At 68.8% G+C, this 9,074-nt stretch carries 6 protein-coding genes and 1 tRNA gene; 6 read left to right on the top strand and 1 reads right to left on the bottom strand.

Annotated elements, in window-relative coordinates; all coding sequences use genetic code 11:
* Positions 1 to 125: 125 nt before the first annotated feature.
* Positions 126 to 875 carry a Bax inhibitor-1/YccA family protein gene (locus tag K2R93_02870; GenBank protein MBY0488763.1) on the bottom strand — a complete coding sequence of 250 codons (750 nt, stop codon included), beginning with the start codon at positions 873 to 875 and terminating at the stop codon, positions 126 to 128.
* 145 nt (positions 876 to 1,020) lie between these two features.
* On the opposite strand from K2R93_02870, the gene K2R93_02865 reads away from it, so the two are divergent.
* From K2R93_02865 to K2R93_02840, 6 genes are all read left to right on the top strand, one after another.
* A tRNA-Ser gene (locus K2R93_02865) sits at positions 1,021 to 1,107 on the top strand.
* Positions 1,108 to 1,292: 185 nt separating this feature from the next.
* The gene (locus K2R93_02860; protein ID MBY0488762.1) at positions 1,293 to 3,179 is read left to right on the top strand and encodes a hypothetical protein; all 1,887 of its coding nucleotides are present in this window, start codon (positions 1,293 to 1,295) and stop codon (positions 3,177 to 3,179) included.
* Positions 3,180 to 3,184: 5 nt separating this feature from the next.
* On the top strand, positions 3,185 to 4,273 hold the full coding sequence (locus K2R93_02855) for a toll/interleukin-1 receptor domain-containing protein (GenBank protein ID MBY0488761.1): 1,089 nt from the start codon (positions 3,185 to 3,187) through the stop codon (positions 4,271 to 4,273).
* Positions 4,274 to 4,328: 55 nt separating this feature from the next.
* Entirely contained in the window at positions 4,329 to 6,617 is a 2,289-nt protein-coding gene (locus K2R93_02850; GenBank protein MBY0488760.1) for a TonB-dependent receptor, read from the top strand.
* Complete coding sequence (locus tag K2R93_02845; GenBank protein MBY0488759.1) at positions 6,607 to 7,779, top strand: DUF4249 domain-containing protein; 1,173 nt, start codon at positions 6,607 to 6,609, stop codon at positions 7,777 to 7,779. Before K2R93_02850 ends, K2R93_02845 begins: the two co-directional genes overlap by 11 nt.
* A gap of 75 nt (positions 7,780 to 7,854) precedes the next feature.
* A complete protein-coding gene (locus tag K2R93_02840) occupies positions 7,855 to 8,907 on the top strand; it encodes a hypothetical protein (protein ID MBY0488758.1) in 1,053 nt (350 codons plus the stop codon).
* Positions 8,908 to 9,074: the final 167 nt, after the last annotated feature.

Genomic DNA, 9,074 nt, shown 5'->3' with positions numbered 1-9,074 from the left:
GCCCCCCGGTTGCGCACCGGGTTGCTTTCCCTAACCGGGGACACCCCTCCGTGGCTCGCCCCCCCCCGTCGTGCGTCCCCGCGCGCCAACACCAGCCGCGGGGACGCTCACGTCATGCGGTCAGGTCAGTCGCGACGCCCCTGCAGGCGCGAGAGCAGGCGCAGGAGCTCGAGGTACAACCAGATCAGCGTGACCATAAGGCCGAAGGCGCTGAACCACTCCATGACCTTGGGGGCACCCATGTTCGAGCCCTGTTCGATGCGATCGAAGTCGAGCACGAGGTTGAGCGCCGCCACGCCGGCGATGGCGAGGTTGATGCCGATCGCGAGCGGGCCCGCCGAGGTTAAGTAGCCGATGTTCACCTTGAACAGCGAGAGCACCATCGAGCCGAGGTAGAAGAGCATGATGCCCATCATCGCGGCAAAGAGCATGCGGCGGAACCCATCCGTCGCCTGCAGGATGCGGAAGCGATAGAGCACGAACACGCCGGCCGCGACACCCATCGTGAGCAGCACCGCCTGCATCGGCAGCCCGGCGAACTTCGCGTTGTAGATCGCGCTCACCGCACCGAGGAAGATGCCCTCGAGCGACGCATAGATCGGCGCCGCCCAGCGGGCCGCCTGCGGGCGGAAGCTGGCGATCATGGCAAACACAAACCCACCCAGGCCACCGACCAGCATGGCCGGGCCCACGAGCCCCACATTGCCGGAGGCCACCTGCTGCCAGGTGAGCGCCGCCGAGAAGCTCAGGACGGCGAGGAGAAGCAGCGCCTTCCCCGCCGTCCCGGCCACCGTCATGGTGCCGCTGTCGGAGGAGGCGACGGTGTCACGGGCCGCCTGGGCAAACCGCGCAAAAACCGGATTGGACGTACGCATCGAGATGCTGACTGGAGAAGCGGAAGGTTCGGGCCGGACTCCGCGGGAGGAATCCCTTGGGCGGGTTGGTCACCCGCGGCCACCTCAGTAAAATACACCCGAGGCCCATCCCGGTTCTGTCACCGCGGTGGTCCGCCTGAATACAGGGGAGATGGTCGAGTGGTTTAAGGCTCCGGTCTTGAAAACCGGCGTACCCGCAAGGGTACCGTGGGTTCGAATCCCACTCTCCCCGCTGTACCAACGCCACGCGGGCTCCGGACACCAGACCGGGGCCCGCGTTCGCGTTGGTGGAACCCATCGCGAGGTCGGGTCGGAGTAACCGGCGAGACGCCGGCGCGGTACTTTGTGAATGCCAGATCATCCGGTGCCACGGCGACCCGACCGCGCGCTGTGGTCCATCGCCTCCTCGGTCAACGAATGCCTGCAGAGTCCCCGACGCTTCCCCCGCTCGCGCTCCGCGTGGGCATTACCGGTCATCGTTGGCGCGAGGACGGCGATGCGCCGGATCGTGGACTCGATCCGGCACAGGCGGACCGTTATCGGGATATCCTGCGTCACATTCTGGCCGAGATCGCCGACGCCGCCGAATCGGTGCGGAGCCGCCCCACGGCGCGCTGGTCGAACGCGCCCACGCGCCTCTCGCTCGTCACCGCGCTCGCCGAAGGCGCCGACATGCTTGCCGCCCAGGCGGCGCGCGACGTCGGCATGGTCATCGAGCTCGTCGTCCCCCACGATCTCGCCAGCCTCGATGCGCGCTGTGCCGCGGGCACGGACGCGCGCGCACTCTGGGATGCCGCCGAATCCCGATTCATTCTCGATGGGTGGCACCCGGCACTCGACCCGTCGAGTGGGTCCCTCAACGTCGGTGCTGCGGCGCAACGCACCGAAGATGCGCTGATCGAAACCAACCGGCGACTCGTCTGGAATTGCGATCTCCTGATCGCCGTGTGGGACGGCCGGCCGGCGCGCGGCGAAGCGGGAACCGCGCGCGTGGTCGCCATCGCGCGAGAAGAAGGCGTGCCGGTGATTCACGTGCCGTCGCTGGCACCGGAGCGCTGGAGTGTGCTCGACCCCGATACCGGGGCACCCACGCCACCGGCGCAATCGCCGGCAGCGCTGCATCTCGTGGTCCGTCGGTTGCTTACCCCGCCGGCCACCGCCACGGGGATGGGACACGCCGTCCTCGGACGGGCGCTCGAGGAGTATGCGCGCGAAGCGGTACCGGGCTGGATCGTGCGACACGTCACGGCCCGCCTGTACAAGCTGGTCACCTTTGTGTTGAGTGGCTTCGACCGTGACGCGGGCGTGCGCGCACTCCCCGCCTCACCCGCCGCCCTACCGGTCTCGTGGCAGCACACCCCCGGCAGCGCGACTGCCAGTGCCCGCCGCGCGAGCTGGCTCGACGCGGCGTTCCGGCGCGCCGATTACTTCGCCACGGCCTATGCGGCCCGGCATCGATCGACGTTCACCACGATCCTCGCGCTCGCGCCGATGGCCGTCATCTTTGCCGCCTGCGGTCAGGAAGCGCCGGAATCGGCGAAGGGGACCTGGGCGCTCGCCGAGTTGGCGGTGCTGCTGGTGCTCATTGGGTTCTTCTTTCGCAGTCGCCAGCTGCGCTTTCACGAAAAGTGGCTCGACTATCGACTCCTCGCCGAGCGGCTGCGGCATCATGGCTTCTTGTGGATGATCGGGCGCGCGTCGCCCGTCATGCGCGTCCCCGCGCACCCGATCGCGACCGACCCCCGACCGGCGTGGGTGAATTGGCAGTATCGCGCGCTGACGCGTCCGCTCGGCGTCCCGCCCATTGCGCTGGGGCCGGACACGCTGCGCGAGCTCGCGGCCGATGTCCGACGCGGCTTGGTCGAAGCGCAGGCGGAGTACTGTCGCGTCACGCACCGCATCGCGCATCATGCCGATCACTGGCTGCATGGCCTCCCCTGGTTTCCGCTCGTGGCGGCCATCGGTGCGGCCTTGACCCACGTGGTCGCCCACGCGTTGCACCGCACGATACCGGAGCGCCTCGACACGTGGATCACGCCGATCGGTGTCATTGGCCCCGCCATCGGTGCCGCCCTGCATGGCTTTGCCAATCAGGCTGGCTTTCAGGAGCTCGGCATTCGCGCCGACGCCAGTGCGCAGCAGCTCGAGCGTTTCCTCACCCGCCTCGACCTCCTCGACCTGTCGCACCCGCTGGCGAGTCGGGCACTGGGCGATCTCGTGCTGGAGATCGCCGACGTACTGGGTGAGGATCTCGCTGGCTGGCGGGTTGACTGGTTGGCTCGCCCGCTTTCACCGCCAGGATGACCGGGATGACGACGGCCCACCGCATCTTTCTCAGCTACCGCCGTGGCGATACCGCTGGCCACGTGGGGCGCCTCTATGACGCGCTCGTGAAAGCGTTCGGCAAGGCACACGTGTTCATGGATATCGACGGCCTCGCGCCCGGCGAAGATTTCGCGCTGGGCCTGGCGGCGCAGCTCCGCGACGCGGCCGTCGTGCTGGTGGTGATCGGGCCGCGCTGGGCCGGCGTCGGCCCCGACGGGCATCGTCGGCTCGATGCACCGGGCGACTTCGTGCGGCTCGAAGTCGCGACGGCGCTGCAACGGCCGGATGCGCTGGTGATCCCGGTCTTGTGCGAAGGCGTGACGATGCCGTCGGCGGAGTCGCTGCCCGACAACATCGCCCCACTCGCCCGACGCAATGCCATCGTGCTCAGCGATCTGCGATGGACGCACGATGTGGAGCAGCTGATCGGCACGATCGAACGCCATGTCGTGCCGCAACTCGCGAGCGACGGCGGGCTGCTGCGCCAGATCCCGCCCAAGGCATGGCTCGCAGCCGCCGCCGCGCTGGTGCTGCTGCTCTGGCGACCGTGGCAGCCGGCCACGCCGTCGCTGCCGGCGGGCATGATGCCCAGCGGATCGATGCCCAAGGCGGTCGACCATACACCGCCCGCTCGCGTGCTTCCGGATGGCAAGTCGCAAATCAGAAAGGCGCAAAAAGACTGGGCCCGCGATGCCGAACTCGTCTACCTCGGCGTGGACTGCCAGGCCAACTGGACGGGGTGCTACGTCATGATCACGCTCCGTTCAGAGTCGCAAGCGGCCACCCTGTCGGCCATCCGCGACGCGAGCGGCGGAAACTGGACATATCAGTCGGGGCAGTACGAGCCGCGCTATCACGCCGTGCAGGTCAATTCCGTCGATCTTGACGTCGCCATGCGAGCGGCGCGCGCGGGCGGGATGGTCGGCCCCATCGACCGCGCCAACCTGGACGGCCCCCGTCCGGATCTCGGTCGGCGCGACGGCCAGTGGGTGATCCAGCCCAGCAACACCGACGCCTCCGGCCGCGTGCGCTTCTGTGTGAACGCGCGGTCTGGCCGACTCGAGGACTGCTGACCGGACCGACGCGCGTCCGGAACCTGCGCGTGCGTCCGGGGTGTTGGCCGCGTATATGATTGCCTGCTCATCGTTCGCGTTCGCACCGGCGCTGGTCGCGACGCTGCTCCAACCGCCCGATTCGGTGGCCACCGTCCAGGGCCGCGTCCTCGACGCCGCCACCGGCGCACCGGTCATCGGCGTCACCGTCCTCCGGAAAGACTCGCGACAGGGCGCCAACACCGGCGCCGATGGCGCCTTCGAGATCCGCGGGGTCCCCTACGGCAAGGTCACCCTCGTCGTCACGCGCATTGGCTATCAGGGGACGCAGCGCGACCTTGTGCTCCCCCGCGATGCCGCGCAGCCCCTCGTCTTCCGCCTCACCGCCACCACCACCGAACTCGGGGCTGTGAAGGTCAAGGCGCAGGCCACCGAGCGGGCGCAGTTCCTCGGCAATGCGCCGCCCGGCGTGGTGAGCGTCACCGGTCAAACCGTACGCCAACTCCCGGTGATCGGCGAACCCGATGTGCTGCGCGTCGTGCAGCTTCTCCCCGGCGTCGTCGCCACCAACGACTTCACCGCCGGCTACAACGTGCGCGGCGGCGAGAGCGATCAGAACCTCGTCCTCCTCGACGGCTTTCCGCTCTACAATCCGTTTCATCTGGGCGGCCTGTTCGGCACCTTCATCGATGAAACCGTCGCCAGCTTCGACCTCATGCCGGGCGCCTTTCCGGTGCGCTACGGCGGGCGCCTCTCGAGCGTGCTGAGCGTGGAGCCCAAGGCCGAAGCGCGCAGCGGCATCCACGGCAAGGCATCGGTCTCGCTGCTGGCGAGTACGCTCGCGCTCGGCGGCACCGTGAAGGGGAGCACCAGCTGGAACGTCGCCGCGCGGCGCACCTATGCCGACAAGTTCATCGCGCTCTTTTCCGACCGGCAGCTGCCGTACTGGTTCACCGATGTGCAGGCGCATGTGAAGCACACGCTGCCCAATGGCGGGTCGCTGTCGCTCACCGGCTACTGGGGAAGCGATGTCCTCGATGCCTCCATCGCCTCGTTCGGCGATTCCACCGCCGCCGGGGGTGGGCGCCTGCGCTTCGACTGGGGCAATCGCCTCATCGGGGCGGCGTGGGAGCAACCGTTGCATCACACCTTTGGCGGCGACTCCGCGCGGGCCATGCAGCGCGTGTCGTACACCGGCTTCGGCACGCTGCTCGATCTCGGCAGCGGCTCACTCACCTTCAAGAACCGGCTCGGTGAGACCCGCGCGTGGGGCGAGCTCACCCGCTATGCCGGCAAGGGGATCACGCAGGCTGGCTACGAGTGGAGCAGCTATCGTTTCACCTACGACGTGGATGCCCGCGCCGCCGGTACGCCCAGCCTGCTCACCACGCGCGACGGTCCGAGCTCGGCGGCGGTCTACGTCGATCGCACGCAGCGCCTCGGCGCGCTGCAGGCCCGAGTCGGGGTGCGCGGCGAAACGGTGACCGGAGCCAACTGGAGCGCGCTCTCGCCCCGCGCCTCGCTCAAGTGGTTCGCCAACCGCGATCTCGCCTTCACCGCCTCGGCGGGGCGCACCGCGCAGTGGACGCCGTCGCTGCGCAATGAACAGGCGCCGGTGCGCGTCTTCGACTTCTGGCTCATTGCCAACGGGACCACCCCGGTAGCCACCGCCACGCAGGGAAGTCTGGGCGCCGAGCGATGGTTCGGGAATGCGCGCTTCGTGCGCGCCGAGGCGTGGCTCAAGGCGTACGACCGGCTGCCGAGCAGCAACCTGTTCAACGATCCGGAAGTCTTCGGCGACGAGTTCATCATCACCACCGGGCGCTCGTATGGGCTCGATGTGCTGGTGCGGCAGCTCGAGAGCGAGAAGATGAGCGGCTGGATCGCCTACTCGTTTCAGCGGAGCTGGCGCGATGCGCCCACCGGACGCTTTGCGCCGGTGCAGGACCGCCGACACAACCTGAACGTCGTGTCCAGCTGGCGCCCGGGCGGCAACTGGAGCTACGGCGCGCGACTCGGGGTGGGCACGGGGACGCCGTTCACCGATATCGAAGGGCAGCTGGTGCGGCGACGGTACGATCCGGTCACCAACAGCTACATCACCGACAACCTCCCCGTCGCGCGTGAACCGATCGGTGGCGTGCGCAACGGCGCGCGCTATCCGCTCGTGCAACGGCTCGACCTGAGCGCGACGTACGCGAATCCCGGCAAGCGCCATCTCACACCGTACGTGTCGCTCATCAACGCGTACAATGCGCGCAACGTGTTCACGTACGTGTTCGACTATACCGACAATCCCCCGACGCGCTCGGCGTTCTCGCAGTTCCCGTTCCTGCCCACGCTGGGGGTGTCCATTGCGTGGTAAGCAGATCGGTCGCGCGTGGCGCGCCGCGATGTGGGGCCTCGCGCCAGCGCTGCTCGCGGGGTGCGAGTTTGGCAAAGCGGTCATTCCGGCCCCGACACCACGCATTGTGGTGCATGCGGTCCTGAATGCCGGGGCCGCCGAGCAGGTGGTGCTGGTGGAGTCGTCGCTCACCGGTCGCGTGGTGATCGACGATTCGCTCAAGTTCGATCCGCTCGATCCGATTCGCACCGCCGGCGGCGAGCCGATCACCGGTGCTGAGGTGCGCCTGCTGACCGGCGCCGACACGATCGGCGTTGCGGCCACGGAGACGCGCGTGAGCGGCCGCGGGACGGGGCGCTATGTCGTCGCACGGGCGCAGCTCGCCGTCGCCCCGGGTGGCACGTATCGCTTGCGCATTCGCACCGCCGATGGACGTGTCGTGACCGGCCGCACGACGGTGCCCGGCGCGCCGGGGGGCTGGAATGCCGACGCGGCGCGCACGCGACAGCCGCTCGCGTTCAACCGCGATCGCGACTCCCTGCACCTCGCCTGGGCGGGCGCGGCGGGTGGGCGCACGTACGCGGTGCGCGTCGAGACCCCGTACGGACCGTGGGCGCTCTTTTCCGACAGCACGTCGTTCACCTTGAGCGGCGGGCTGCGCAACTTCCTCGCGGCCGGCCTGCCGAATGTGTTCCTGCCGGGCTTCTCGCAGCAGCTGTCCATCACCTCGGTCGATCAGAACTTCTACGACTACAATCGCTCCGGCAACGATCCCTTCGGTGGCTCCGGGCTGATCTCCAGTGTGAGCGGTGGGCTCGGGCTCTTCGGCAGCCTGGTGGTGCTGGGGACCTACGACGTTGCCACGACGCGCGTGGATACCGCGCCGATCGACGCCCGCTGGACCGGCACCGCCGCCAGTGGGGCGGTGGTCGATCTCGATCTCTGGGTGGACGACCCCGGCCCGAACGCCAGCGCCATCACCGGGCGTCAGCGCACGCCGCGGCGCTACGTGCTGGGCATCCAATCGGGCGAAACCGTGCGATTGGCCACGCTCGTGGGCTCCTCCAGCGCCGACACCCTCGCCTTCTTTACGGGACGCCTCGCGGGCGACAGTCTGGTAGGGACCTACGACCGGCGTTTCGATACCAGCGGCCCCACGCGTTTCCGCCGCGCCGCGCGCTAGGCCGGGCCGCTGCTATTCGCGATGGGGCTGGCTGTGGTCCCCGCCGTGACACTCCCTCTTCAAGAGCTAAGCCCCATGATGCGTTCTTCCCTGCTCCGCCACCTCGGTAGCCTGCTCATCGTGAGTGCGGCCACGGCGAACGCCCAGGCGCCCACGGTGACCACCCAGCCGTTCGGGGTGAACACCATCGTGCAGGCGCTGCACGCCGTGAGCGACAAGGTGGTCTGGGCGGCCGGCAACAGCGGCGTCGTGCTGCGCACCGCCGATGGCGGTACGACGTGGACGCGTCTGCCAGCGCCGGGCGGCGATTCGCTCAACTATCGGGATGTGCACGCAGCGAGCGAGAGCGAGGCGTGGGTGTTGTCGATCGGCAACGGCAGTGCCTCGCGCATCTACCACACCACCGATGCCGGTGCGACGTGGGCGTTGCAGTTCATCAATCGTGATACCACGGCGTTCTTCGACTGCCTGAGCATGAACGGGCACGGCCAGGGGGTGGTGTTCGGTGACGCGAGCACCACGCCCGATGGGCGCCGCACGAACATCCTGCATACCGAGAACGCCGGGCAGACGTGGACGCTGCTCGCGACCGCCCCGACGCCGCTGCAGGACGAGGGCGCCTTTGCCGCCAGTGGCCAGTGCGTCGTGCACGGCGACTCGAGCACGGTGTACATCGCAACCGGCGCGCCCGGCGCGCGTCTCTTCCGCAGTCGCAACGGTGGGAAGTCGTGGGCGGTGGAGAACACGCCGTTCGTGCGCGGCACGGCGGCGGGGCTGACCGGCATGGCGTTCCAGACGGCCACCAGCGGCATCGTGGTCGGCGGCGACATCAACAAGTTGCGCACCGACACCAGCGTCGCCGTGGTGGGGGTCACCACCGACGGCGGCCGTACCTGGGAGATGCGCAAGCGCCCGCCCGTGCCGGGCGCCCTCGCCGGCATCGTGTGGGTGCCCGGTGCGGGGTCGCTCACCGCCGTTGTCTCCGGCTACGGCGGCGCCGCCTACACGACCGACGCCGGCTGGACGTGGAGCGCGCTCAATCGCGAGCTCTCGGCGGGAGTGACGAGCTACGGCAAGTCGGCGTGGCTGGGCGGACGGGGGGTGGTGTACCGGGTGGACTTTCCGTAGTCACACGCACAACCCAAGACCAAGAACCCGGTACCCAGAACCGATCAGTTCCGGGTCAGGCGTGTCCGGTCACGGATCGCCGTCTGGCCCATAAGTGCTTTGGTGCGTGTGGGTTGGCGGGTTGCGGGGCGTGTATCGATTTGAAATCGGTCCGGTAAGTTCGAGGC

It is taken from the genome of Gemmatimonadaceae bacterium (assembly GCA_019752115.1).
Lineage (GTDB): Bacteria > Gemmatimonadota > Gemmatimonadetes > Gemmatimonadales > Gemmatimonadaceae > Gemmatimonas.
Note: the sequence above shows the minus strand (reverse complement) of the source record. Positions and strands in the feature narration are given on the sequence as shown.

What these genes read in the sequence shown, in the direction of transcription:
- K2R93_02870 (MBY0488763.1), bottom strand. Translation starts at nt 875, where the DNA reads ATGCGTACGTCCAATCCGGTTTTTGCGCGGTTTGCCCAGGCGGCCCGT.
- K2R93_02860 (MBY0488762.1), top strand. Translation starts at nt 1,293, where the DNA reads ATGCCTGCAGAGTCCCCGACGCTTCCCCCGCTCGCGCTCCGCGTGGGC.
- K2R93_02855 (MBY0488761.1), top strand. Translation starts at nt 3,185, where the DNA reads ATGACGACGGCCCACCGCATCTTTCTCAGCTACCGCCGTGGCGATACC.
- K2R93_02850 (MBY0488760.1), top strand. Translation starts at nt 4,329, where the DNA reads ATGATTGCCTGCTCATCGTTCGCGTTCGCACCGGCGCTGGTCGCGACG.
- K2R93_02840 (MBY0488758.1), top strand. Translation starts at nt 7,855, where the DNA reads ATGATGCGTTCTTCCCTGCTCCGCCACCTCGGTAGCCTGCTCATCGTG.